At 50.0% G+C, this 23,581-nt stretch carries 25 protein-coding genes; 24 read left to right on the forward strand and 1 reads right to left on the reverse strand.

Translation table 11 applies throughout. From position 1 onward, the window contains the following. The first annotated feature begins 2 nt into the window (after positions 1–2). The 23 genes from DCMF_RS19415 to phnW all read left to right on the forward strand — a co-directional run bounded on the left by DCMF_RS19415 (position 3) and on the right by phnW (position 20,255). A complete protein-coding gene (locus tag DCMF_RS19415; protein WP_148135953.1) occupies positions 3–557 on the forward strand; it encodes a hypothetical protein in 555 nt (184 codons plus the stop codon). A 10-nt stretch (positions 558–567) separates the two neighbouring features. Continuing rightward, on the forward strand, positions 568–753 hold the full coding sequence (locus tag DCMF_RS19420) for a hypothetical protein (protein WP_148135954.1): 186 nt from the start codon (positions 568–570) through the stop codon (positions 751–753). A gap of 19 nt (positions 754–772) precedes the next feature. Continuing rightward, a complete protein-coding gene (locus DCMF_RS19425) occupies positions 773–1,699 on the forward strand; it encodes a DMT family transporter (protein WP_148135955.1) in 927 nt (308 codons plus the stop codon). A 146-nt stretch (positions 1,700–1,845) separates the two neighbouring features. Then, positions 1,846–3,849, forward strand: coding sequence for a two-component regulator propeller domain-containing protein (locus tag DCMF_RS19430; RefSeq protein WP_214658741.1), 2,004 nt, complete (start codon positions 1,846–1,848; stop codon positions 3,847–3,849). A 43-nt stretch (positions 3,850–3,892) separates the two neighbouring features. Beyond that, positions 3,893–4,597 carry a GntR family transcriptional regulator gene (locus tag DCMF_RS19435; RefSeq protein ID WP_148135957.1) on the forward strand — a complete coding sequence of 235 codons (705 nt, stop codon included), beginning with the start codon at positions 3,893–3,895 and terminating at the stop codon, positions 4,595–4,597. Positions 4,598–4,757: 160 nt separating this feature from the next. Beyond that, positions 4,758–5,180, forward strand: coding sequence for a phosphonate C-P lyase system protein PhnG (phnG, locus tag DCMF_RS19440; RefSeq protein WP_148135958.1), 423 nt, complete (start codon positions 4,758–4,760; stop codon positions 5,178–5,180). Positions 5,181–5,198: 18 nt separating this feature from the next. Then, entirely contained in the window at positions 5,199–5,807 is a 609-nt protein-coding gene (phnH, locus tag DCMF_RS19445) for a phosphonate C-P lyase system protein PhnH (RefSeq protein WP_148135959.1), read from the forward strand. Next, a complete protein-coding gene (locus DCMF_RS19450; RefSeq protein WP_148135960.1) occupies positions 5,795–6,925 on the forward strand; it encodes a carbon-phosphorus lyase complex subunit PhnI in 1,131 nt (376 codons plus the stop codon). The genes phnH and DCMF_RS19450 overlap by 13 nt, the downstream gene beginning before the upstream one ends. Positions 6,926–6,928: 3 nt before the next feature. Continuing rightward, the gene (locus DCMF_RS19455; protein WP_148135961.1) at positions 6,929–7,786 is read left to right on the forward strand and encodes an alpha-D-ribose 1-methylphosphonate 5-phosphate C-P-lyase PhnJ; all 858 of its coding nucleotides are present in this window, start codon (positions 6,929–6,931) and stop codon (positions 7,784–7,786) included. After that, positions 7,783–8,628, forward strand: coding sequence for an ATP-binding cassette domain-containing protein (locus DCMF_RS19460; protein ID WP_148135962.1), 846 nt, complete (start codon positions 7,783–7,785; stop codon positions 8,626–8,628). The genes DCMF_RS19455 and DCMF_RS19460 overlap by 4 nt, the downstream gene beginning before the upstream one ends. Positions 8,629–8,670: 42 nt before the next feature. Beyond that, positions 8,671–9,309: a DapH/DapD/GlmU-related protein gene (locus tag DCMF_RS19465; RefSeq protein ID WP_148135963.1), complete on the forward strand. Its 639-nt coding sequence runs from the start codon at positions 8,671–8,673 to the stop codon at positions 9,307–9,309. A gap of 29 nt (positions 9,310–9,338) precedes the next feature. Further along, positions 9,339–10,058, forward strand: a complete 720-nt coding sequence (locus DCMF_RS19470; RefSeq protein WP_148135964.1) for a phosphonate C-P lyase system protein PhnL — start codon at positions 9,339–9,341, stop codon at positions 10,056–10,058. Between the two features lie 143 nt (positions 10,059–10,201). Next, positions 10,202–11,248, forward strand: a complete 1,047-nt coding sequence (locus DCMF_RS19475; RefSeq protein WP_148135965.1) for a PhnD/SsuA/transferrin family substrate-binding protein — start codon at positions 10,202–10,204, stop codon at positions 11,246–11,248. Positions 11,249–11,377: 129 nt separating this feature from the next. Beyond that, positions 11,378–12,163, forward strand: coding sequence for a phosphonate ABC transporter ATP-binding protein (gene phnC / locus DCMF_RS19480; RefSeq protein ID WP_148137987.1), 786 nt, complete (start codon positions 11,378–11,380; stop codon positions 12,161–12,163). Then, positions 12,153–12,938, forward strand: a complete 786-nt coding sequence (locus tag DCMF_RS19485; RefSeq protein ID WP_148135966.1) for a PhnE/PtxC family ABC transporter permease — start codon at positions 12,153–12,155, stop codon at positions 12,936–12,938. The genes phnC and DCMF_RS19485 overlap by 11 nt, the downstream gene beginning before the upstream one ends. Next, a complete protein-coding gene (locus DCMF_RS19490; RefSeq protein ID WP_148137988.1) occupies positions 12,938–13,807 on the forward strand; it encodes a PhnE/PtxC family ABC transporter permease in 870 nt (289 codons plus the stop codon). The genes DCMF_RS19485 and DCMF_RS19490 overlap by 1 nt, the downstream gene beginning before the upstream one ends. Positions 13,808–13,873: 66 nt before the next feature. Further along, positions 13,874–15,079: an alpha-D-ribose 1-methylphosphonate 5-triphosphate diphosphatase gene (locus DCMF_RS19495; RefSeq protein WP_148135967.1), complete on the forward strand. Its 1,206-nt coding sequence runs from the start codon at positions 13,874–13,876 to the stop codon at positions 15,077–15,079. After that, positions 15,073–15,516: a GNAT family N-acetyltransferase gene (locus DCMF_RS19500; protein ID WP_148135968.1), complete on the forward strand. Its 444-nt coding sequence runs from the start codon at positions 15,073–15,075 to the stop codon at positions 15,514–15,516. Before DCMF_RS19495 ends, DCMF_RS19500 begins: the two co-directional genes overlap by 7 nt. Then, on the forward strand, positions 15,509–16,354 hold the full coding sequence (locus DCMF_RS19505; RefSeq protein WP_148135969.1) for a PHP domain-containing protein: 846 nt from the start codon (positions 15,509–15,511) through the stop codon (positions 16,352–16,354). Before DCMF_RS19500 ends, DCMF_RS19505 begins: the two co-directional genes overlap by 8 nt. Positions 16,355–16,373: 19 nt before the next feature. Next, complete coding sequence (locus DCMF_RS19510) at positions 16,374–17,144, forward strand: hypothetical protein (RefSeq protein WP_148135970.1); 771 nt, start codon at positions 16,374–16,376, stop codon at positions 17,142–17,144. A 29-nt stretch (positions 17,145–17,173) separates the two neighbouring features. Further along, positions 17,174–18,022: an inositol monophosphatase family protein gene (locus DCMF_RS19515; RefSeq protein WP_148135971.1), complete on the forward strand. Its 849-nt coding sequence runs from the start codon at positions 17,174–17,176 to the stop codon at positions 18,020–18,022. 260 nt (positions 18,023–18,282) lie between these two features. Continuing rightward, complete coding sequence (phnX, locus tag DCMF_RS19520) at positions 18,283–19,113, forward strand: phosphonoacetaldehyde hydrolase (RefSeq protein WP_214658742.1); 831 nt, start codon at positions 18,283–18,285, stop codon at positions 19,111–19,113. Positions 19,114–19,136: 23 nt separating this feature from the next. Then, complete coding sequence (phnW, locus tag DCMF_RS19525; RefSeq protein WP_148135972.1) at positions 19,137–20,255, forward strand: 2-aminoethylphosphonate--pyruvate transaminase; 1,119 nt, start codon at positions 19,137–19,139, stop codon at positions 20,253–20,255. Here phnW and DCMF_RS19530 read toward each other — a convergent pair. Further along, on the reverse strand, positions 20,248–22,305 hold the full coding sequence (locus DCMF_RS19530) for an ATP-dependent helicase (RefSeq protein ID WP_335582437.1): 2,058 nt from the start codon (positions 22,303–22,305) through the stop codon (positions 20,248–20,250). The genes phnW and DCMF_RS19530 overlap by 8 nt on opposite strands. 260 nt (positions 22,306–22,565) lie before the next feature. Between DCMF_RS19530 and DCMF_RS19535 the strand changes: the two genes are divergently transcribed. Further along, positions 22,566–23,201: a transmembrane-type terpene cyclase gene (locus DCMF_RS19535; RefSeq protein WP_148135974.1), complete on the forward strand. Its 636-nt coding sequence runs from the start codon at positions 22,566–22,568 to the stop codon at positions 23,199–23,201. Positions 23,202–23,581: the final 380 nt, after the last annotated feature.

Consider the following 23,581-nt stretch of genomic DNA (forward strand, 5'->3'; position numbering starts at 1 on the left):
TCATGGTGGGTATGGAAAAAGAAAAACTGGTGCGGGCAAAAGAAATTATCCAAAAAGTGGCCCAGGGCGTGAATCCTTTTAACGGAGAACCCATTGAAGAAAGGAGCTTTCTGCAGGAACCGCGCATGATCCGGTGTTTATTCTTTATCCAGGAAGTGTTGGATCAAGCCATGGAAGGACAAATTAGAATCACCGACAAAAAACCGGGAGCATTTATCATCTCTCAGGAAGAGAAAAGCAAAATTGAGCTGCCTCCCGGAAAAATCGGCATCAATGAATTTGCCAAAGCTGTGAATAAAGTAATCGATGCGAACAGGAGCAAAAGGATTACCGGAACCGAAATCAATAAGCAGTTGAAGAAGATGGGCATTCTGGGAGAGGAAAAATTGGAAAATGGTAATACCCGCACCGTCACCAATGATCAATCCCATGAATACGGCATGGAAACAGAAAAACGCAATTATAACGGTAACGAATATGAGATGGTGGTGTTCAATGACCGGGGGAAGAGATTTCTCCTGGAAAACCTGGAAAAAATCATGGGATTACTGCCTTAGGAGTTCACTGATGAAGTGCGCAGAAAACGATAAAACTTGCACCGGACCGGCCGATGAGAAGAAAGAAGGAGGTGGCGGGGTCAAAAAAATGCTGGCTTTTCCCGGCCATATTGCCTATGATGGTGCTAGGATCCCCATGGATCTGACGGTAACCCTGCCGGAAACAGCCCATATCCATGAAATAAGCAAGGGATAGCTGGTAAGGAGAGGTAAATATGACATGCAATCATAAAACTTATGGGGCTTTATTAGTCATGGCTGCCGCCATGTGTTTTGGCACCGGGGCCGTGATTATTAAAACCGCCTATCAGATTCAAGTAACCGGCTGGGAATTTATTACCCTCCAATACCTGTTTTCCTGTCTGATGCTGTCCCCTATCTATTTTCTGCGGCGGAAGAAAAACCTGGAACCCCCCTTAAACCGGAAAAAGCTGATCCGACTAGGGCTCCTTGGGTGTACGGGAACTCTGGGAGGCGGGGCCTTCTATACCTTAGGCCTTCAGTATGTGGAGGCATCCATGGGAATCGTTCTTTTTTATACATACCCCATCTTTACCGCCCTGGGGGCCAGTGTGTTCTTTAAGGAAAAGTTTCACTGGAAGCATTATCTCTGTCTGGTTCTTACGCTGGCAGGCACAGTTTTCACAATTGATTTTTGGAACATTCACCTGCAGGGCCTATCTTACCTGGGCGTGTTGTTAATTATTTTGTCTGCCCTCAGTTACACTTTTTTCACTCTTTATGGGGAAAAAAACCTGGCTGATTCTTCTTCCCTGGAGATCACCACTTTTACCCAGCTTTTTGCCTTTTTGCTCTACAGCATCATCAAGCCACCCCTTTTCTTACTGCATGGGGTATCTTTTTATGCCTTATTTCTGGGCTTCATCATGGCCCTTTTTACTTCCGTACTTTCATACTGGCTGGTCTTAAAAGGCATTGCCATCATCGGCGCCAGCAAGGCGGCGATCATCAGCACCTTTGAAATTCCTTTTACGATTTTCTTAGCCATGATGATTCTGGGCGAAAAATTGACCCTGTTCCAATTTGTGGGGGCCGTGCTGATCATTGGCAGTATTATTTTTCTGGATATTGAGGGAAAAAACGTGGTGCCCCGGGACGGCCCGGAAATTCTCGGAGAATAGGCAGGGAAATATCCCTTTTTGTCAAAGGGTAAAAATCAGAAATTGAGGATTAGGAAGGATAATATGCAAAAAGCAGTCATGAGGGAAATAACGATCCATTGATGACCCAGGTGATTTCAAATAGTGTAATAAAGGAGTGAAGCAGTTTGTTCAAAGGTCTTTTCAAAACCATAATTTGGTCTTGCTTGCTGGTGTTTTTGGTTAGCCCTGCTTGGGCGGCTGATAACTCTGCAGAGAAAGAAATCTGGAAAGTGTATACGGATCCAAATAATGTACAGCAGATAGATTTTGATTCAGCGGGCAATGCATGGCTGGCTACCTCCGGTGGTGCTGTGCGTATTTCTCCTGATGGCAAATGGCAGACTTACACTACCCAGGACGGGCTGTTAAGCAATGAAATTCAAGCGTTAACCATAGATCAGTCAGGCAGCGTGTGGTGCGCTACCAATAAAGGAATTAGCCGAAGAACTTCAGAGGGTAAGTGGGAGCGTTATACGGAACAAAACGGCCTAAAATGGATAGAGAATTATGGTATCAAAGCCGCCCAAGATGGAACTGTATATGCCTTAAGCGCGAAAGGAATCAATGTTTGGAGAAATAACGAGTGGACTTTTGTCAACAAAAAAAACAGCAACCTGCCCGGAGATTGGTGGGTGTACAGGTGCTCGATGGATGTGGGCCCTTCAGGAAACTTATATTTGCTGGAATCCAACCGGATCTGGCGCATGACTCCGGACGGCACCTGGGAAAAATGGCTGGTGCACCAAGACTATTTTCCGAGCCGGAAAATGCTGGTGGACGAGGAAGAAAACATTTGGCTATTAGATTATTTTCAGGTGATGAAAATCACGCCGGATCAACAAATCATCCAGGTCACTATTCCGGACCTTGAGCAAGGTCATTCATCAGAGATGCTGATGGATATTTGCCAAGATACCGGGGGAAATCTTTGGGCCGTTTCCACGAAAAGTATCTACATGCTTTCTCAGGGTAAGTGGGCGCGTCAGGATTATCCCGAGAAACTTCAGAACCAAGTAGCCCAGGTGATAAAAATTGATGAGAACAAGAACATTTGGCTGGCGGCTTTCCGAAAAGATACCGGCCTGAGCACCGGGATAACAGCCAGTATTAATGATCAGTGGATCAATTACCGGCAATATAACGGACCTATTGGACGTTCTTCCGGTGTTGCCGTGGATGACAAAGGGAATGTCTGGTTCGATGGGGGAGGCTTGCGGCTGAATATTCGCCAGCCGGATGGACAATGGAAATATCGGGAATTAGGCGGTAATGGGGTTACTGTTTTGACTTCAGATCACCGGGGCAATATATGGGCGGGAGTGGAAAGCAATTGGGTAGGCTGGTCCGATGAATGGGGAGGTTTCCAGGTTCCCCCCCATGCTTGGGGGATGGGGGTGTCCTTGTTTACGCAAGACGGATTCCGTAAAGATTTTTATGAAGAGCTGGGAGGAGAAGATGTTTCCGCCATTGCCCCGGGACCGGCGGGAAAGATCTGGTTTGCTGTTAATCATCGGTCGGAAACTATTGATCCTTTACACATCGCCCTAAGGAGGGCAGATGGTACATGGAAACAGATTCCCTATCTGGATGAATCGATGGGTTATCCCTACCCGGTGATTCAGACAATGGCAGCGGAGCCTCAGGGTAATCTCTGGTTAGGTACCAACAAAGGGCTGCGACTGAGAAAACCGGATGGCAGCTATCAAGTGATAAATCTTCCCGGACAAAAGGAACCCCAGGATATTCTTTCTTTAAGCCTGGATCAGGAAAATAACCTTTGGATTGCTGCCCGGCAGGTTACCCCGGATTGGAATTATGTGGGACTAGGTGTGTTTAAACGTTTTCCGGACGGCCGCTGGGAACAGTTCGGTACGGAAAAGGGATTAGTAAGCAATTATGTAAACTGCATTTTCCTGGACCGGGATGGAAATAAATGGTTTGGAACCAACAAAGGGGTTACTGAACAAAAAATAGATGGGACCTTTGTCACTTATACGGTTAGTGACGGTTTAGGCGGCGACAACGTAACAGGAATCGCTCAGGATCTGCAGGGAAAGTATTGGTTCGTTGCCGACACGGGAATCAGTTGTTTAACCAGATCGCCGGAATCTGCCCACAGCAACAATTAGCAGGAAAACGAGTTCATTTTCCTCATAGAAAAGAGGTCCGGAAATGCCAAATGAGATTGAAATAGCGGACAATCTGATTCAACTGATTGCATCAGGCAAATTGAAGGCCCATGACAAACTGCCTTCGGAAAATGAAATTGCCGAAAAGTATCAGGTGCCGAGAATTGTAGCCCGTAAGGCCTATGAAAGCCTGGAAGACTTGGGGTACATCTATAAAAAACAGGGAAAAGGGAGCTATGTGCAGGAAAGATTGCCCCAAATTGAGCTGGTGCTTTCCGGTGACGTCAGCTTCAGTGAAAAAATGAGGGAGAAAGGATATAATTTCTTTTCCCGGAATATCGGGTGCAAAGAAATCGCATACAACAGGAAGATTTATGATTATTTGGGCGCAGACCAGAGTGACCGCATTTACCGCATCGGCCGTCTCAGGTTCATCGATCAAAAGCCTATCGCCCTGCATCTCTCCTATGTTTCCCGGTCCGTATTTGAGGATATTGATGCGGTGGGCATGAATATCACATCCATGTTCCAATATTATCACAGCAAAGGGTACCGGGAATTTGCCCCCAAACCCAGTATTCTCAGTGTGGTCTTCCCCACCAAGTCCCAGCGCAAACTGCTGGAGTGTACCCATTTGGTGCCCCTTTTGGCTTTGGAATCCGGCTGTGCCGACAAAAAGACCCATATGGTGCTGGACTATCAGAAGATTTTTTACCGCAGCGACTGTTTTTCCTATGTGGTACCCTAATTGTGCTCGCGTGTGATTTTACACTGCATGAGCCATCCGTCAAAAAGGTTTTGCTTTTTTAATAAAAGCAAAACCTTTTTTTTACACGCCCTTAACACGGGCCACTTGGCAACAAGTTAAGATGAGGGCAGTGGATCAATGCACAAAGGATGGCGGGCAGATGATGAGAAAAAGAAGAACCGAGATTTTACTCAAAGGTTCAAAAGATATTTCCGTAAAATTGGCCCAGGAGATTAGGAACAAATATGAGGTAAAAACGGTTGAAGAGCCCAATCCCGGAACCGTGATGGTAAAGGTACGGGAACAGGCTCAAGGGAGCCTGTTCTACCTGGGTGAGGTATTGGTTACGGAATGCAAGGTGATGATCGATGGCGCTTTAGGAATGGGGATTGTTGCCGGGGACGAACCGGAGCTGGCTTCTGATCTGGCCGTGATTGACGCCGCCTATAACGGGGAGTTGCCGGAGACGAAAGCCTGGGCGGGTGTTTTATTGATGGAGGAAGACCGCCGGGCGAGAAAAAATAAGGTGCTCAAGAACAAGATCTTAAAGACAAAAGTAAACTTTGAAACTATGGATGTCTAAGCAAGTGAGGGAAAAGCCGTGAAACTGGATTTGGTTCATGACATACAAGCAGTCTACCGGAAAACATTAAATTCCATGTCCCGGCCCGGGCTGATCAGCAATATCCGCAAGCAGGCGGATCAGGTTGACCTGGAGGCGGGGTGTTTTCCGGCCACTTTGATCATGATGCTGATGTTGCTGGATACGGAAGTAACCTTCCAGGTGTATGCCGGAGATGCGGGCGAAACTGCCAAATTGATCAACCAGCTGACCTACGCCACAACTGCGCCGGCGGAACGGGCAGATTTTATTTTTGTGCTCCATACAGCCCAAGGGGGAGATCTGGAGCAGGCCTTAAAAGCAGCCTATCCGGGGGATTTGCTCGATCCCCATCAGGCCGCCACGATCATTATCGAAACCCCTTCTTTGACCAATGAGCAGGATTGGATCCTCACCGGTCCGGGTATTGAAAAGGAAAGCTATGTAAAAGTAGAGACAAAAGGGAACTGGGTTCAGCTGCGGGCAAAAAAGAACGGGGAATACCCCCTGGGCGTTGAACTGATTTTTACGGATCCCCGGGGGAACATTTTATGCCTGCCCCGCACAACCCGGATCACGAAAAAGGTGGTGGGATCATGGGATATGTAGCGGTAAAAGGCGGCACCCGGGCCATCGGGGAATCCATCAAACGGCTGAAATATGAACGGCTGAAAAGGGGTATGGTGCTGGATTGCTCCAGAATTGAAAGCGGCCTGCGCTGCCTCATGGACCAGGTGATGTCGGAGAGCAGCCTGTACAATGAAACCTTGGCCGCCCTTGCCATCAAGCAGGCGGAAGGAAGCCCGGAAGAAGCGGTCTTTTTACTCAGGGCCTACCGGTCCACCTTGCCCCGCAAGCATTATTCCCGCATCCTGGACACAGGGGAGATGGGGGTGGAAAGAAGAATTTCCGCAAGTTTTAAAAATATTCCCGGCGGCCAGATTTTGGGCGCATCCTATGATTATACCCACCGGCTCATCGACTTTGACCTGGGCCGGGAAACGGATGCCGATGCCGTCCAGTGGCTGCGGAAATTTGCCTTGGAAGCAGAAGGGGAGAACGACCGCATTGATTTGGCCTGTCTGCCCAAAGCGCTGGATTATTTGCGCGGGGAAGGTCTCATTGCCCCTTGTACCCATAAGGATGAGGAGCCGGATGATGTGACCAAAGAAAGTGTGCAGTTTCCCACCAGCCGCAGCCAAAGGCTGCAGATGCTCACGAGAGGGCAGACGGGAGCGGTGACTTCCCTGGGCTATGCCGCCCTGCGCAGTTACGGGGATGTGCATCCCACGGTGGGAGAATTGCGCATCGGCAATTTGCCCGTCTATCTCGACAACCCCTTCCAGGAAGCGAATGGGGAGGAGGATGCTTATTATATCGGCGAAATTAAAGTCACGGAAGTGGAAACCCTGTTTCCTGCCGGTGTGCCGAAGGAAAAAGGCCGAAAAGAGCTGGCATTCGGTATCGGCTACGGGCTTTGTTTCGGGCAGAATGAGACCAAGGCCATTGCCATGAGCATCCTGGACCACTGTTTAGAATCGGCAAATCCGGCTTATCCCACCCATCAGGAGGAGTTTGTCCTGATGCATATTGATGCCGTGGAATCGGCCGGATTTATTTCCCATCTCAAATTACCCCACTATGTCACCTTTCAATCCAAATTGGATAGTGTACGCAAGTCCAAAAAAGAGAAGAAAGGCAAAAACAGGGGGAACAGCGAGGAATAGACGATGAACACTGCCTATAATTTTGCTTTTTTTGATGAAGGTTCCAAAAGGGAAATCCGGCGGGCCACCCTGAAAGCAGTGGCGGTCCCAGGCTACCAGGTGCCTTTTGCTTCCCGGGAAATGCCCATTGCCCGGGGCTGGGGCACGGGAGGATTGCAGCTCACCCTTTCTTTGGTGGGGCAGGAAGATATTTTAAAAGTGATCGATCAAGGTTCGGATGAATCGGTCAACGCGGTCAATATCAAAAAATTGATCATTAAAACCACCGGCATCCGGGTCACGGACCAAACGGACCAGGCCACCATCATCCAGTCCCGGCACAGAATTCCGGAAATCCCTTTACAGGAGGGACAGATCCTGGTGCTCCAGGTCCCCTTGCCGGAGCCCTTAAGAGCCTACGAGCCAAGGGAATATGAGACGAAAAAACTGCACGGGGAGCAAGAATACAGCGGAGCCTGGCTGATGCTCTTTGAGCAGATCATGAACTACGGCATGATGTCAACCGGGGCGGATCACCCGGTGCTGGTCCATGGCCGGTATGTGATGGCGCCCAGTCCCATCCCCCGGTTTGACAATGCCAAGCTGAATTTTTCTCCCGCTTTAATCCTCTTTGGAGCGGGCCGGGAAAAGAAGGTGTATGCGGTCCCTCCTTATACCCGGGTGGTTTCCCTGGCCTTTGAAGATTATCCTTTTACGGTAGAGTCTTTTCCGGACCGGTCGTGCCGGCTGTGCGGCGCCCGGGGGGTATTCTTCGATGAAATCCTGGATGAAAGAACGGGAGAGACTTCTTATCAATGCAACGATACCGGTTATTGCATGGAAAGAATGAATCAACCGGTCCGGCGAGGTGCAGCCAGATGAAAGAGATGGAACAGCCTGTCTTGTCCGTGCGCAATCTCCATAAACAGTATGGCAGCGGCTGTGCCGCGTGCCGGGATGCCCGCAGAGAGCGCCTGCTGAAGAATTACTGTCCTGCCTGCGGCACGGTATATGCCTGCCAGGACATCTCCTTTGAGGTATTTGGGGGAGAAATCCTGGGTGTGGTGGGGGAAAGCGGCAGCGGCAAGTCAACCTTGATGAAGTGCCTGTATTTTGATCAGGAGGTGAGTGCCGGAGAAGCCTATCTTTATGCCTATCAAGAGGGGCGGCAGAATATTTTTGCCCAGTCCGCCCAGCAAAAAAGGTACATCCAAAACCATCTGATGGGAAAAGTGTATCAAAACCCCCTGGATGGTCTGAGAATGAATTTTTCCTCCCTGGGCAATATCGGGGAGAAATTAATTGCCGCCGGTCACCGGCATGTGGGCAGGATGGAGGCCCGGGGGAGGGAACTCCTGGCCCATGTGAACATACCGGAGTACCGGGTCAAAGAAGCGCCCAAGAGTTTTTCGGGAGGCATGCAGCAGCGGGTGCAAATTGCCAAAGCTTTATCCAATCATCCCCCCCTGCTCCTCCTGGATGAGGTGACCACAGGATTGGACCTCTCCGTTCAGGCCAGCGTTCTGGATTTAATCAAGATGATCCAGAGAGACTTCAAGATCAGTATGGTCATCGTGTCCCATGATTTCGGCGTGATCAGGATGCTGGCGGACCGGACCATGGTGATGCTGGACGGCAGAGTGATTGAACACGGGTTAACGGATCAGGTCCTGGAAGATCCTCAGCACAGCTATACCCAGCAGCTGGTGCAATCATTGCTTTAGGGGACATGATCCTGGTCAATGAGGAAGGAGGGCGAAACAAGGATGAACAAAATCCTCGGCAAAGAACCATACATCCACGAGAACTGCCGGCTGTACCAGACGGTACTGGGCCAATATACGGAGATTGACGGCCATAATTATTTGGAAAATGTGCGCATGGGCGATTTTTCCTATACCAGCCCCTTTTGTATCATCCAGAATGCGGAAATCGGCAAGTTTGCCAATATTGCGGCCATGGTGCGCATCGGACCCACCGCTCATCCCATGGACCGGCCCACCCTGCACCATTTTACCTACCGCCGCATCAAGTACGGGCTTGCTCCCACCGACGACGAAAAGTTTTTTCACTGGCGCGGGGCTCAAAAGGTTTTTATCGGCCATGATACCTGGATCGGCCACGGTGCCGTCATTATGCCCGGGGTCAGGATCGGTAACGGGGCGGTGGTGGGCAGCGGGGCGGTCGTTACCAAGGATGTGGCGCCCTATACGGTGGTGGCCGGTGTAGCAGCAAAGCCGATCAAGGGGAGATTCCCGGAAGATACCGTGAAAAAGCTGGAAGAGATCAGGTGGTGGGACTGGCCCTATGAATTGATCAAGGAAAGATTGGATGACTTTTACCTTCCCATCGAGGAATTTACGGAAAAGTATTTCAGGACCGGGGCCATAGAGGACACAAAGTAAGCAAGTGAAAGATAAAGCAGGTGAATGGGATGGAAGAAATTCTCTCGATCGAACACTTATCCAAATCCTTTACCATCCATAATTTAGACAAACATATTGATGCCTTGAGGGATGTCTCTCTCTCCCTGAAAAAGGGGGAATTTGCCGGCATCACCGGGAAGAGCGGCAGCGGGAAATCAACCATCTTCAAGTGCATCTACCGCACTTACGCCCCCCAAAAGGGCGCGATCCGGTATCACTCCCTGAAATTCGGGCCCATTGATTTGGCGGAAGCAGGAGAAAGGGAGATGATTTATCTGAGAAAGCATGAGATTGGCTATGTCTCCCAGTTCTTAAACGCCATGCCCCGGACCACGGCCCGGGAACTGGTGGGGCAGGCGGTTCTGGAGATGGGCTGCGACAGGGATTATGCGGAAAAAGAAGCCCAGACCATCCTGGCCCATTTTGAGCTGGCGCCGGATTTATGGGACAGTTATCCGGCCACCTTTTCCGGCGGGGAAAAACTGCGCCTGAATATCGCCCGGGCCATGGTGAAGCGGCCCAGGCTGCTGCTCCTGGATGAACCCACGGCCAGTTTGGATGTGGCCGCAAAATGGAGAGTGCGCGCATTGATCGAACAATTGATGCGGGAAGGGACGACGATGATGGGGATTTTTCATGACCTGGCCTTTATGGAAAATCTGTGCACCCGGAAATATACGGTGCAGGATGGTAGATTGTGGGAAACAAGCGCATTAAGCATTTGTTAAGATTTATTCTCGTTAACCAAGTTTTTACAAAAATGCAATCCCCCCTTAATCCCGGATTGCTAAAATCTAAGTGCAACATCCTATGGTTTTAGCGGGTCGGTTTTCTAAATCCTGAATAATTAAAAAAATGGAGGAGAAGTACCGTGAAAAAAGTTTATTTACTTGCCCTGACCCTGATCCTTGTGCTTGTGACAGCTGTGTTCGCAGGCTGTTCCACGCCAACGGCAGAATCAAATGCCTCTGTTCAAGAGCCGGATACCATTACCGTGGCCTGGCTGCCCAATCAAGCGGGAGATGATTTTAAGGATGCCCGAGCGGAAATCGACAAGGTAATTGAAAAAGCCACCGGAAAGAAAGTGGAAGACAAATTAACAACGGATTATGCCATTACCATTGAAGCCCTTGCCAGCGGCACGGCCCAAATTGCCTGGGTAGGCGCGCAGCAGTATGTGGAGGCCCATGAAAAAAACAGTAAAGTGCTTCCCCTGGTCGTAAACAGCGGAGATTCAGGAGCTTTGGACGATGCCAAATATTACAGCCGGCTGGTAGTCAAGAAAGGCAATGAAGATCAGTACAAGAACGGCAGCGAATATGCTATCGATAAAATCGCCGGCAAGAAGATGTCCTTTGTTTCCAACAGCTCCACCTCAGGCTATAAAGTCCCTGCCGCCGCCATCGTTTCCTATTTCTCCGCCCAGGATCCCTGGAAGGGCCTGACTGCGGAAGACCTGCTGGAAGGGGGCAGCGATAAATTCTTCAGCCAGGTCCTCTTTGGCGGATCTCACCAGCTGTCCCTGGTCAACGTGATTTCGGATAAAGCGGATGTGGCCGCGGTGGATGATATCGATGTGGTCAGTTATGTGGATCTTACCGAAGGGAGCGACAATACACCGGGTGCCGTATATACCGTGAAGCAGGATGCCACGGATCCCTTCAGCAAGTTTCCCGGCGCCCAGTACGTGGTGATCAAAGCCATGCCGGTGATGAACGGTCCTTTTATGGTCAATACGGAAGCCTTAAGCCAGGAAACCATTGATGCCGTCACCCAGGCCCTTACCTCCGACGAAGTAACCAATAATCCGAAGATTTTCTTGCCGGAAGACGCCGCTTATAAAGGAATGTTCAATCAGCCCCAGCGCTTCCTTACCGTGGAGGATGCCTGGTATAACCCGATCCGTGAGATGAAGTAAATCAGTTCGCAAAATCCGGAAGTTCAAAGGAGAGACGGCGGCATCAACCTGACAGGATCGTTTTTCGGCACAGGGAACCGGGTTGATGCCGGGCCGGCTCGGGAGAACAAAAAGCAAAGGAAGATGCGCATGGCTTTGCTGGAATTAAAAAACGTGACCAAATACTATGGCAAAGAAACCTTGGCCCTGTCCAATATCAGCTTCTCTGTGGAGGCAGGGGAATTTGTTACTGTGATCGGTCCTTCCGGAGCAGGGAAGTCTACCCTGCTGCGCTGTATTAACCGGTTGATTGAGCCCAGCAGCGGCGAAATCACCTTTCATGGGGTGAACACCTTAAAACTGAGTCAAAATGAATTAAGAAAACTGAGAACACAGATCGGTATGATCTTTCAACATTATAATCTGGTAGACCGGCTCACCGTGATTGAAAATGTGCTCCATGGAAGGCTTGGCTATAAATCGACTTTGGCAGGGGTTCTGGGCCGGTACAGCCAGGAGGAAAAAAACCGGGCTTTCCGGATCATTGAGATTTTAGGACTCCATGACCAGGTCTATAAAAGGTGCGACCAGTTAAGCGGCGGCCAAAAGCAACGGGTGGGCATTGCCCGGGCCCTGGTGCAGAACCCGAAAATGATTTTATGCGACGAGCCCATTGCTTCCCTGGATCCCAATGCTTCCAAGATCATTATGGACCATCTGAAAAGGATTTGCACGGAAATGAAGATTACGGTCATTGTCAACCTGCACCAGGTGCAGGTGGCCCTGAAATATACGGACCGCATCATCGGCATCAACAAGGGCCGCGTGGTTTTTGACGGCTCCCCGGAGGGCTTGACCTCCGAACAGATCCATGTCATTTATGGAACAGAGTCCGGTGATTTGATCACGGACTTAGGTGAAAAAAATGCAGGCTAACATCTTTGCGAAAAGAAGGAGAGACAGTCTGGTCTTCTTTTCCTTGCTGATTGTGTTAACCGTAGGCTCGGTGCTGATCACCCAGTACGATGTGGTGAAAGGCTTTACCAGCAGTATCAAAGCCATCGCATGGGGGCTTTCCAACTTTTATCCCACCCCGGAGTCATTCAAGAAACTGCCCGATATGCTGATCAAATTGCGGGAAACCGTCCTCATGTCCATTGCCGCCACCAACATCGCTGCGATCTTTGCTTTATTCATGGCCCTCTCCGGCTCCCGGACCACCAGAATCAACAGTGCCTTCAGCATCATCAGCCGGGGCATCGCTTCTCTTTTTCGCAACATTCCTTTGGTGGCCTGGGCCATGGTTTTGATGCTGGCCTTCAGCCAGAGCCCCTTGACCGGTTACCTGGCCCTGTTTTGCGGCTCCTTTGGCTTTCTCACCCGGGCCTTCATGGAAACCATTGATGAAGTGGGGAGCAATGCCGTCGAAGCTTTGCAGGCGACCGGAGCGGGCTACTTCCACATCGTATTTCAGGCTGTGCTCCCCTCCAGCATGCCTCAGATGATCAGCTGGCTCTTGTATATGATTGAGACCAATATCCGGGATGCTACCCTGGTGGGCATGCTCACCGGGACGGGGATCGGTTTTTCCTTTGAATTGTATTACACCGGCTTAAATTATCATGCCGCCAGCCTGGTGGTGCTGCTGATTGTGATTACGGTACTGGTGATTGAGTCTCTATCAAATTGGATCAGAAGGGTGATTTTGTGATGGAATTAAATGAATCCGTGAAAGGCTTTGCCCAATTGGGCGGTGATGAGATCAAAGTGAATGGGTACGCCGGAGTGATTAAACCGTTGAACAGGGCTACTCTGGCAATTTGGATCATCCTGCCCGTTCTGGCGGTGTTAACGGTTTATGCCCTCGTCACCATGGAGGATCAGAGCGTGAATGTGGTTCAGGGCTTTGCCGATACTTTCGCCAATTTTAAGACCATGTTTCTCCATCCCTTTTCCCACCGTTTTAGTTTGTGGGAAGCTTTCTACCAAGTTTTAATTACCTTAGGGTTAGCCTTTTTAACCACCTTGATGGGGAGCATCATTGCCTTGTTTTTGGGCCTGCTCGCTGCCCAGAACCTGGCGGCGAAAGAGATCACGACCATTATTAAAGGATTTGTCGCTTTGATCCGGGCGGTGCCCACAGTTTTATGGGTGCTGATTTTTGCCGTGGCGGCAGGCCTGGGCAGCGCGGCGGCCGTAATCGGCATGACCTTTCATTCCGTCAGCTATTTGACGAAGGCCTATTCCGAGTCTTTTGAAGACCTGGACAAAAGTGTGATCGAAGCCTTAAAGGCCAGCGGGGCCAACTGGTGGCAGATTGTTTTTCAGGCTGTGCTCCCCTCCTCCATGACCTACCTGCTCTCCTGGACCTTTCTGCGCTTCGAGATGAATTTTGCCAATGCCGTGGCCATGGGAGCGGCAGCCGGAGCAGCCGGCATCGGTTTCGATTTGTTTATGGCCAGCGGCTTTTATTTTGACCTCCGGGAAGTAGGACTGATTACCTATTATATCCTGGCTTTCGCCATTATCCTGGAAACCTTTTCGACCAGGTTGAAGGGAAAGCTCCAGAAAAACGCATAAGCCCGGGTTTTACCCCGGGGCGCTTCCCACCTGGATAATTTATGGAATCTGAAGGAGCATAATCGGATGAGCGCAAAAAAGACATGTATCGATCATGGGCAGATTGTTTTGCCGGATAAAATTGTCCGGGGCTTTCTGCTCATTGAGGGAAACCGGATTGCGGAGATCGGGGAAAATGATGGTGCAAGGATGAAAAAGGACCCCGGCGTATGGTATATCGATGCGGAAGACGGCTATGTCATGCCCGGAATCATCGATATCCACAGTGATGCCTTGGAGAAAGAGATCCAGCCAAGGCCCAATATCTTCTTTCCTATTGATATGGCTTTCTATGGGCTGGAGAAGAAGCTTTCTGCCAGCGGCATTACCACCATGTATCATTCCCTTTCTTTGAGCGATGACTGGGGGGTGCGGAACAAGGATCTGGTGCTGGGCATGATCAAAAGCATTCATTCCCTAAAAAATATGCGGTCCATGATTCATCATAAGATCCACCTGCGCTATGAATTAACGTACCTGTCCGGCATGACCGAGCTGGAAGCCCTGATCGATGAGGAGAGCATTGACTATCTGTCCTATATGGACCATACCCCCGGCCAGGGTCAGTATCAGGATGCCGAAACATTGAAGAACTATATGATGCAATCCTATGGTAGAATGAAAGAGGATGTGGAAGGTTTTTTGGACAGAACTGCGGAGAGCCGGGCCCTGATCGATTGGCCCCGGCTGATGGACCTGGCGAAACGCGCCAAATCCAAGGGGGTCAGATTAGCCTTCCATGATGATGACAGAAATGAAAAAATCGACATGCTGCTGGCCTGCCAGGGTGTGGTCAGTGAATTCCCCATCAACATGGAAACCGCCCTTTATGCCAAATCGAAAGGGGTTTCGGTCTGCGTAGGCGCCCCCAATATTGTCCGGGGCCAGTCCCACAACAATAATCTGAAGGCGCTGGATGCCATTGCGCAGCATGCGGCGGACATCATCTGTTCCGATTATTTGCCCGGCGCCATGCTGCCGGCTCTCTTCCGCCTTACCTGGGCAGGGATTGAACTCACGGAAGCCGTGAGGATGGTAACGGCTAATCCGGCAAAAGCATTAGGGATCGACGGCGAGGTAGGCACCATCGAGGTGGGAAAAATCGCCGATATAATCATCGTGGAGGAACATCAGGACTATCCGGTCCTGCGCAAAACCCTGGTGGAAGGAAAGGCCGTTTATCAGGGGGATTTTAAGGTATCAAACAGGGAAAGAGTGGAGCAGCTATGTTGATCAGGGAAGCCCGGGAGGCCGACATCCCGAAGATTCTGGAATTATATCAGGCCCTGGACGGGGAAGAAGAGCTGAGACCGGCCCAGGCCCTGGAAATATGGCATAAAACATTGCAGTGGCCCTATCATAAAATTTTTGTCGCGGAAGAGGAAGCAGCGCTGATCGGCACCTGTCAGCTGGCAATTTTCGAGAACCTGAGCCATCACGGGGCAAGGGTGGCCCTGGCGGAGAGTATGGTTGTGCATCCGGAATGGAGAAACCGCGGCGTGGGCACTGAGATCATGAAATTTATTATGGAACGGGCGCGGGAGGAAAAATGCTATAAATTAATGCTGTCCAGCAATCAAAAGCGGGTGGATGCCCACCGATTTTATGGAAAGCTGGGTTTTCAGCAGCACGGCATCAGTTTTCTCGTTGAGGTTGGTCCCCATGATTGATTTGCATGTGCATACCAAGGTATCGGATAATTCTCTCAGCACCGGTGAAGTGATCCTCCAGGCCCGGGAAAAGGGCATTACCCACATCGCCATTACGGATCATGATACCACCAAAGGCATCGGAGAAGCCATGGAGCTGGGGAAACAAATGGGGGTGGGGATCATCCCCGGCATTGAAATCTCGGCCTATGATTTTTTACGGCATAAAAGGGCCCATATCCTGGGTTATTATGTGGAGCCGGGGCATCCCTCTTTAGAGAGGCTCTGTATTCCTCTTACGCAGAGCCGGAACCAGGCATCCTATCAAATGGTGGGCAAGGTGATGGCGGCAGGATATGCCATCACCTGGGAGGGTGTTCTAAAATATGGGGGAGGTACGGGCGTCTATAAGCAGCATATCATGCATGCTTTGCTGGATCAGGGCTATTGCGACAGCATTTACGGCGACCTGTACAAAAAGCTTTTCGGCAGAGGGGACAACGGGGAACCCCGGGGAATTGCCTATGTCCCTTTGGTATATATTGACGCCCGGGCAGCAATTCGCGCGGTACGAGAAGCGGGGGGCATTCCGGTTCTGGCCCATCCGGGTCAGTTCGCCAATTTTGATGCTGTTGATGAATGGGTAACATTAGGGCTTGGGGGAATCGAAGTTTTTCATCCCAGCCATTATGCCCATGATTGCATGAGGGCCCGGGACTATGCCGGAAGACACCACCTGATCATCACCGGAGGATCCGATTTCCACGGTGCGTATAGCGAGATGCCGTTAGAATTGGGTTGTCCGGAACTAGGCGAAGAATGTATCACGGCTCTGGCAGCTCTGAAACAAACAAGATGATTTCAAGAGGAATCGGATCATGGAAATGAATTATGAGGATTATTGCCGGCATGCAGATCAGATGGTTGAGGAGAAGTTTATTTGTACCGCAGCCGGTGAGCTTGGTCCTTTAGGGAAATTCCATAAGAGGGAAGATGGGGCCTGGGAGCCGGTGCCTTATGCCGGCTATTCCATCATCACGCCCACTTTTTTGGAAGACCGGGCAAACGCCTCTTTTTATCAGGCGCTTTGTCCGATGCAGGCAGCATTCCGGCACATGATTTCTTCTGTGGAAGTGGTGGAGGCACCCCTTGGAGCCCTACATATGACGGTAGCCCGGTTAATTTCTGGAGACGTGTTTGTGCGCCGGCTCAAAGACTCCCGGGAAGAAGAATTGCTTCTTGCCCTGAACAGGTTGTTTTCAGCACGAATGAGTACCGGGCCTTTAATGTATCAGGTTAAGGGCTGGTCTTTTTTTCCTCAGGGTGTCCTTGCCGCGGTGGTATCGCCGCTAACCAGGGCGGATTTTGGCCCTTTGTTAGCATTCCGGGATGGGGTCTATGCGGACAAAGCATTATGTGACCTGGGTGTGGAGCGAAAACGCGGTTTTGACGGCCACATCAGCTTATACTACATTGAGGAGCACCTGCCCCCGGCCCAGAAAAAAATCCTGGCGGATGCGGTAAGGGAGATCAACAAAAAATTTTTTGCGCATCCCCTGCCCTTTCACGTGACACGGGCAGAAGTGCGAAGATTTCATGATTTTACGGGCTATTGCCGTTCCGCGGCATGGCCTGCCTATGTATTCTAGCGTTTCTGCGCTAGGAGGGATCGAAAAAAATGACGGATGCAGAAAAAGAAATTTTTGGCTACGCCAGTTCTTTGATCGGGTCTGCCGGGTTAAAGCTAAAAAAAGAACGTACCCGTTCCGTGATCAACGTAAGAGAAAAGACCTCGCCCATGGATTTAGTGACGGATCATGATCTGGCCGTAGAAAAATATTTAGTAGCGTCTATTCTGGGGAAATACCCGGGCCACAGCATTATTTCCGAGGAAAGCCCCGCCAGGATGGGGGCGGGCGCTGGGGGTTATACCTGGATCATTGACCCCATTGACGGTACGGTAAACTACTATCGTTTCGGCAGAAACTATGCGATTTCCTTAGCCTTGTACAAGAAAGAGGAGCCTGTTTTCGGCCTGATTTATGATGTGGCCGATGCACAGATCTTCAGCGCCGGTGATGGGGAAGGGGCCTTCTTGAATGGAAGCCCTTTGCCTGAACCGCCTGATGACCGGTCAGGGCTGAAGCAGTCGGTGGTGGCCCTTAGTTTTCGCACCATGCAGGAATTGGTCGGATTAGGGATGGATGTTTTGGGGTTGTTATCCCGGGTGCAGGCGCACCGGTATTTAGGCTGCGCCTCTTTGGAACTGTGTAAGGTTGCCAACGGGGAGTACGATTTGTTTATTTCCTCCAATGTTTATGAATGGGATGTGGCGGCCGCCAGGATCTTTCTGGAGCAGCGGGGCGGCTATTTGCTGTGCGGAAACCATGATGCCGGCTGCGCATATCCCGGCAGGCTTCTGGTGGCGGCGTTTCGCTCCCTGCCGGTGTGGGAGGAAGCTTTCCGGCTCTTCCCCCGGTGCCTGAGAGATAAATTTGCTGCTCCGGTTTGCCTTGCACCTGATTAACTTGGCTTACTCTGTATTCGCAGTTCTAAGGTTTGGTAAAAAGCAACCAAACCAAGAACTTGCTTCAGTCTCCCGCCTCGGGAGTCAAACGCCAACTAAGTCATGTATTTGCAGTCCTCGCGCTGCATTAGCAGTTCTAAAACTTGCTAAGAAGACCACTTAGCAAGTTAAGAACTTGCGTCAAAATTCAGATGGAGTAAAAGAATCCCCATCTGAATTAAGAACTTGCTTCAATGCCATAATGGGAAGGAAGGTATCCAATGAACAAAATTAAAGCAGTGGTTTTTGACTGGGCGGGCACCGCCGTTGATTATGGCTGTTTTGCCCCCCTCCATGTCTTTGAGGAAGTTTTCCTGGAAAAGGGTATCGAAATTACCGGTGCGGAAGCACGGGGGCCCATGGGAATGCGGAAAATCGACCATATCCGGGCCTTGTGCCAGATGGAAAGAATCTCCCAAGCCTGGAAAGAGCTGTTCGGCAGGCAGCCCGATGAGGGAGATGTCAGGGAACTTTATGGCAACTTTGAGCCCATGCTGCTCCAGATCCTGCCCGGCTATACCGATCCTGTCCCGGGCGTGGTGGAGCTTGTGTCCAGGCTGAGAGACCGAGGAATCAAAATTGGCTCTACCACCGGATATTCGGCAAAGATGATGGAGATTGTCACCAAAGAGGCGGCACGCAAGGGATATCAGCCGGATTTGGTCGTAACCCCCGATGAAGTTCCAGCGGGTCGGCCTTATCCCTGGATGTGTTTTCAAAATGCCATCCGGCTGGGGGTCTACCCCATGAGCGCCATGGCCAAGGTAGGCGACACCGTCAGCGATATCCGGGAAGGAATCAACGCCGGCATGTGGAGCATTGGTGTAATTAAAGGCGGAAGCGAGCTGGGATTAAGCCAAACAGAAGTTAAAGCCATGAAAAAAAGGGAATTGAAAGAAAAAATCAATGAGGTATCGAGAAGATTCAAGGAAGCCGGCGCCCACTATGTAGTGAAGGAAATCGGTGAAGTCTTTGAGATTATTGAGGATATTGAAAAACGGCTGAAAAAAGGTGCCCTACCCAATGCAAAAAATTGGAAAAAGTCTTCCTGATGAGATTATGGAGGGATATACAAATGAATATGAATGATCTGCCGGATAATCCTTATTTATTACTCACTCCCGGACCTTTATCCACCACCAAAACGGTGAAAGGGGCCATGCTCCGGGACTGGTGTACCTGGGATAGTGACTACAATAATCTGGTGCAAGAGATCCGCGCTAGGCTTGTGAAATTGGCCACAAAGCATGTCCCGGAATATACTGCTGTCCTGATGCAGGGAAGCGGCACCTTTTCCGTCGAGGCTGTGATCGGAAGCGCTGTGCCGAGGGAGGGAAAGCTTTTGGTGTTGGCAAACGGAGCATACGGGAGCAGGATCGCCCAAATTGCCCAAGTTTTAGGGATCGCCACGGTGATCCAGGATAGCGGGGAAACTTCCCTGCCCAGCCTTGACAAACTTGAGGAAATGCTTGCCCGGGATCAGGCCGTCACCCATGTGGCGGTTGTTCACTGTGAGACAACTACAGGGATCCTCAATCCCATTGCGGACATAGGTGAAATCGTCAAAAAGCATGACAAGGTATTTATCGTCGATGCCATGAGCAGTTTTGGCGGCATGGAGATGGATATTTCCGCCTTGAACATCGATTTTTTGATCAGCAGTGCCAACAAATGCCTTCAGGGCGTTCCCGGCTTTGGCCTGATCATTGCCAGGACAAGGGAGCTTTTAAAATGCGGGCGCCGGGCCCGGTCCTTATCCCTGGATCTTTATGACCAGTGGGAGACCATGGAAAAGCACGGGGGAAAATGGAGATATACTTCTCCCACCCATGTCGTGCGCGCTTTTTATCAGGCTTTGCTGGAGCTGGAAGAAGAGGGAGGCATTCCGGCCAGGAGCCAAAGGTATCGGGAGAATCAGCGCTGTTTGGCAGAGGGTATGGCGGAACTGGGATTCCAGGTCTTGCTTGATCCGTCTATCCAATCCCCCATTATTACCTCATTCTATTTTCCGGACCACCCGGATTTCCGCTTTACCGTTTTTTATCAGACCCTCAAAGAACAGGGATTTGTCATTTATCCGGGGAAAATATCTCATGCGGACACCTTCCGCATCGGCAATATTGGCGATGTCCATTTAGAGGATATCAAAAGACTGCTTCTTGCCGTCAAGAACAGCTGTTATTGGGTTAGATGAAATCGGGATCCTGATAACAGGTCAACGGTGCGTACTCCAAGATAATTTTCCGTGTCTCATCCCTGAAGGCGACTGTCAATTCGGTATAATGGGGTAGTTCCCGGATTTCCGTGATCACGCCTTTGCCAAAGAAGGCATGATGCACAAGCAAGCCTGCACAGACGTCGTCTTTTCTCAGCTGCGGTGCGGCGGCATCAAATGGATTCTGGTGCGCAAAAAGCCTTTTGCCCGGTTTCTTTTTTTGCTCTTGACCGGGTCCGGACAAATCCAGCTCCTGAATAAAAGGGCTGGGCGTCACTCTGATGGTTTTTCCTTTACTGATCCGCGTCCGGGTGTGTAAAATGAAAAGATTGTTTTTGGCTCGGGTCAGGGAAACATAAAACAAACGGCGTTCTTCCTCTTGCTGGGCCTCTGTTTCCGCATTGTAATGGGGAAACATGCCCTCCTCCGCTTCCACGATAAACACCGTATCAAATTCCATCCCTTTGGCGGCATGGCTGGTCATCAGCTTAACCGTATCAAGGCTTTTTTCCGCATGCACCTGATCCACCAGCAAAAGAAAATCATCCAGGGATTTGCCGGTCTGCCCGAACTGAACTAAGGTGGAGCGCAATTCTTCCACATTTTCCAGGCGGCGCAGTCCTTCCGTGCTCCGGTTCTGTTTCAGATAATCCAGGTACCCGGTATGATCAAGAACCAAATCATAGATTTCCTCCAAATTATTGAGCTGACGTAGTTTTTCCAGTACAGGCCGGAGGGCGTGCAGAGATTGATCTGCCCAGACAGGGTCAGGCTTCCTGCCGGCTTTCCCCATCACCAAGCCCGCCTTTTTCGGATCATCCCCATGTATCATCGCCACCAGGGAGGCGGCTTTCGCCAGCGCTCTCTGATCCTCCGGATTTTGGCACAGCCGGTAAAAGGACAAAATATTTTGGATTTCGTTTCTCTGAAAGAACCCAGGTCCGCCAAATACTTGATAGGGAATGCCCAGAGAGGAAAACACTTCTTCATAGACCCGGCTTAAAATATTAATTCTGTACAGGACGGCAAAGTCCCCGTATTTCTTGCCGCCTTGCACACCTTCCCTGATCACGTCCACCACCTGGCAGGCTTCCTCCTCCGCATTGGCGAAAGACAGGACCATAATAGGGTTGCCGGCCTCCCGGGCGGTCCAGAGAGGTTTTTCCCGGCGATTTTGATTATTCCGGATCAGTCGGTTGGCCGCGGCAACGATCTCCTGAGTGGAACGGTAGTTTTGCTCCAGAAAATATGTTTTGCAGTTAGGAAAATCACGCTGAAAGTTCAGCATAATATTGACATCCGCGCCCCGGAAGCCATAAATCGCCTGGTCAAAATCCCCTACAGCCACGATGTTTCCCCGGTCCCGGGCCAGCGATTTCAGAATGGCGTGCTGCACCGGATTAATATCCTGGTATTCATCAACCAGCAAAAAGGAAAACCGGTTCCGGTAATGATCCAAGGCCTCCCCGTATTTTTCAAAAACAAAAGCACACCAGAGGAGCAGGTCGTCGTAATCCAGGGCATTGTTCTGCCGCTTATAAGCACAATACTGCCGGTAGAAATCCTGTAAATGGAGTTCCTCCAGAATTTCCCGGCTGCGCAGATTGCACGCCAGCGTTAATTTCTCAATGATGTAAGCCGGATGATCCTGCTGGTTTAGTTCTTTCTTGATCTGATTCACCAGGGCATACTGATGGGATTCGTCAATAATACGGAAATCCGCCGTAAAGCCCGGCGGCGGGTAGTTACGGAGAACCTGGGCGGCAAAGCTGTGCAGGGTCGCCACATATACCTTTTCCCCCACATTATTTTTAATTCTTTCCCGCATTTCACCGGCAGCCCGGTTGGTGAAAGTGACCGCCATGATCTGCTCCGCCTTTGCCTGGCCGGACAAGAGGATCTCGGAAATCAAACTTACCAGGGTACCCGTTTTTCCTGTGCCCGGTCCACTGACAATGAGCAGCTGTCCGCAGGGGTTGCTGACGATATTCAGTTGCTGCCGGTTTAAATGTGCATGTATCTGGCGGATGGCCGATCAACTCCTTTTTTGCCGTTCCTGCCGTTTTCCGTAATCCCAGCATCCGGGGGAATAGGGCTTAAACGATTATAACAAATCCCCGGTTTTATTGCCAGGGGAGGAAAAGGGAAATGCAGCCCATGCCGGAAATCAAAAAATTAGCCGGGATAAAGGGTATAAATAGGTAAAAAGTTTTAAAAGAAAGATCCTTTTTGGGGCTCCCAAGCAATATATATAAACTAAGCCAAATCTGATGCAAGCGGGGGATGGAAATGTTCCCGGAAAACAATGTGATGATGTTTCTGCAATTGGGTACGGGATTCTTCTGGATCCTAACCTATGTGCTCATTATTAAACGGGGGTTTCAGGACAGGACGTACGGGATGCCCATGGCGGCAATCTGTGCCAATATTTCCTGGGAGTTCATCTTCTCCTTTATTTACCGGTACAATGAGCTCCAAGCGGTGATCAACATGATCTGGTTTTCCCTGGATGCGGTTATTTTGATGCAATACCTGCTCTTTGGGGGAAAGGATTTTAAGAAATACTTACCGCTAAAGTATTTTTTGCCAAGTTTTGTGCTCACTCTGGTTTTAAGCTTTTTGATCATTCTGGCGGCCAGCTATGAATTCCAAGATTTCGAAGGGAAATATGCTGCTTTCTCCCAGAATTTGATGATGTCCGTCTTGTTTGTTTCCTTATTTTTCAGGCGGGGCAATTTGTCCGGCCAGTCAATATCCATTGGGGTTTTTAAAATGATCGGCAGCCTGCTGCCGGCTGTGGCTTTTATCCTCTACTTCCCGTCTCCCCTGATTACCATGCTGGCCGTCGCCACCTTCATCTTCGACCTCATCTACATCCTTCTCATGTCACGGATGTCAAAGTTGTCACGGGGACAGCTCCATTGACATTGGTCGGTTAACATTACCCCGGCATGTCATGGAGACAGTCGCATGTCAAGGGTGTCAAGGGGACAGGTCCCTTGACATTAAATTTAAAGGGTGTCAAGGGGACAGGTCCCTTGACATTAAATTTATGCCCTTTAAGAAAAATTGTTGATGACATTTTAATAAAGGGGATAGGCTTATCAACATAAGTACTACAATATTGAAAAATTCTAAGTATGGAAATATAAATATTTTAAGGAGTATTTTAAACATACATTGAATCATATAATAGAATTATGTCAAGGGACCTGTCCCCTTGACATTCCCCTTGACATTCTCATGACATTCGATCTCTTGACAAATGCGACTAGGTGGTCGTATAATAAAATCATCATATGACC

This window comes from Candidatus Formimonas warabiya, assembly GCF_002777255.1.
GTDB classification, from domain to species: Bacteria; Bacillota; Dehalobacteriia; order Dehalobacteriales; family Dehalobacteriaceae; genus Formimonas; species Formimonas warabiya.

Bases quoted from the DNA above. Each gene is read 5' to 3' on its own strand.
- phnG (WP_148135958.1), top strand. From the start codon at position 4,758: ATGATGAGAAAAAGAAGAACCGAGATTTTACTCAAAGGTTCAAAAGAT.
- DCMF_RS19435 (WP_148135957.1), top strand. From the start codon at position 3,893: ATGCCAAATGAGATTGAAATAGCGGACAATCTGATTCAACTGATTGCA.
- DCMF_RS19470 (WP_148135964.1), top strand. From the start codon at position 9,339: ATGGAAGAAATTCTCTCGATCGAACACTTATCCAAATCCTTTACCATC.
- phnC (WP_148137987.1), top strand. From the start codon at position 11,378: ATGGCTTTGCTGGAATTAAAAAACGTGACCAAATACTATGGCAAAGAA.
- DCMF_RS19535 (WP_148135974.1), top strand. From the start codon at position 22,566: ATGTTCCCGGAAAACAATGTGATGATGTTTCTGCAATTGGGTACGGGA.
- DCMF_RS19495 (WP_148135967.1), top strand. From the start codon at position 13,874: ATGAGCGCAAAAAAGACATGTATCGATCATGGGCAGATTGTTTTGCCG.
- DCMF_RS19465 (WP_148135963.1), top strand. From the start codon at position 8,671: ATGAACAAAATCCTCGGCAAAGAACCATACATCCACGAGAACTGCCGG.
- DCMF_RS19425 (WP_148135955.1), top strand. From the start codon at position 773: ATGACATGCAATCATAAAACTTATGGGGCTTTATTAGTCATGGCTGCC.
- DCMF_RS19505 (WP_148135969.1), top strand. From the start codon at position 15,509: ATGATTGATTTGCATGTGCATACCAAGGTATCGGATAATTCTCTCAGC.
- DCMF_RS19510 (WP_148135970.1), top strand. From the start codon at position 16,374: ATGGAAATGAATTATGAGGATTATTGCCGGCATGCAGATCAGATGGTT.
- DCMF_RS19420 (WP_148135954.1), top strand. From the start codon at position 568: ATGAAGTGCGCAGAAAACGATAAAACTTGCACCGGACCGGCCGATGAG.
- DCMF_RS19490 (WP_148137988.1), top strand. From the start codon at position 12,938: ATGGAATTAAATGAATCCGTGAAAGGCTTTGCCCAATTGGGCGGTGAT.
- DCMF_RS19500 (WP_148135968.1), top strand. From the start codon at position 15,073: ATGTTGATCAGGGAAGCCCGGGAGGCCGACATCCCGAAGATTCTGGAA.
- DCMF_RS19455 (WP_148135961.1), top strand. From the start codon at position 6,929: ATGAACACTGCCTATAATTTTGCTTTTTTTGATGAAGGTTCCAAAAGG.
- DCMF_RS19485 (WP_148135966.1), top strand. From the start codon at position 12,153: ATGCAGGCTAACATCTTTGCGAAAAGAAGGAGAGACAGTCTGGTCTTC.
- DCMF_RS19515 (WP_148135971.1), top strand. From the start codon at position 17,174: ATGACGGATGCAGAAAAAGAAATTTTTGGCTACGCCAGTTCTTTGATC.
- DCMF_RS19460 (WP_148135962.1), top strand. From the start codon at position 7,783: ATGAAAGAGATGGAACAGCCTGTCTTGTCCGTGCGCAATCTCCATAAA.
- DCMF_RS19415 (WP_148135953.1), top strand. From the start codon at position 3: ATGGTGGGTATGGAAAAAGAAAAACTGGTGCGGGCAAAAGAAATTATC.
- phnX (WP_214658742.1), top strand. From the start codon at position 18,283: ATGAACAAAATTAAAGCAGTGGTTTTTGACTGGGCGGGCACCGCCGTT.
- phnW (WP_148135972.1), top strand. From the start codon at position 19,137: ATGAATATGAATGATCTGCCGGATAATCCTTATTTATTACTCACTCCC.
- DCMF_RS19450 (WP_148135960.1), top strand. From the start codon at position 5,795: ATGGGATATGTAGCGGTAAAAGGCGGCACCCGGGCCATCGGGGAATCC.